The organism is Streptomyces sp. CLV115 (genome assembly GCF_038448545.1).
Taxonomy (GTDB): Bacteria; Actinomycetota; Actinomycetes; order Streptomycetales; family Streptomycetaceae; genus Streptomyces; species Streptomyces sanglieri.
In genome coordinates, this window is the sequence record NZ_JBCEWQ010000414.1 from 1 (window position 1) to 452 (window position 452).

Sequence of the window (452 nt, forward strand, 5' to 3'; positions counted from 1 at the left end):
TCTCCACGGCCTGCTCCTCCGGCACCGAGCTCGGTGGCGACGCTGCTGGCCGCACCGTTGACGACGGTGAGCGGGGCGAGCTTCGGGGAGACCCGGCGTGCGCCGCGATGGGTGAGGGTGGTGTGCTGCTCGTCGTAGTAGGGCAGTCCGCCGTCCCAGACCGAGGGGTCGAGTCCGGCGTCGGCGACGGCCTCGCGGGCCGCGATGACGGCCAGTTGCGAGAAGCGGTCCATCAGCCGCGCGGTCGCCACCCCGAGCAGTGCCCGGCGGTCGAGGCCGGCGACGGTGTACATGAAGTCGCAGGGCAGGTCGTGGAGTTCGGGCCGGTGCGGCACCGACGGGGCGGTCGACGCCTCACAGACCGTGCGCCAGGTCGCTTCCGCCCCGACGCCCGCGGGGGTGACCAAGCCGATCCCGGTGACGGCGGCGGCGAACGGCTCGGGGCGGTACGC

At 74.3% G+C, this 452-nt stretch carries 1 protein-coding gene; it reads right to left on the reverse strand.

The window, feature by feature from the left end; genetic code table 11:
• A partial coding sequence (locus AADR41_RS42420; RefSeq protein WP_342287810.1) for a beta-ketoacyl synthase N-terminal-like domain-containing protein occupies positions 1 to 452 on the reverse strand: 452 nt, incomplete at both ends.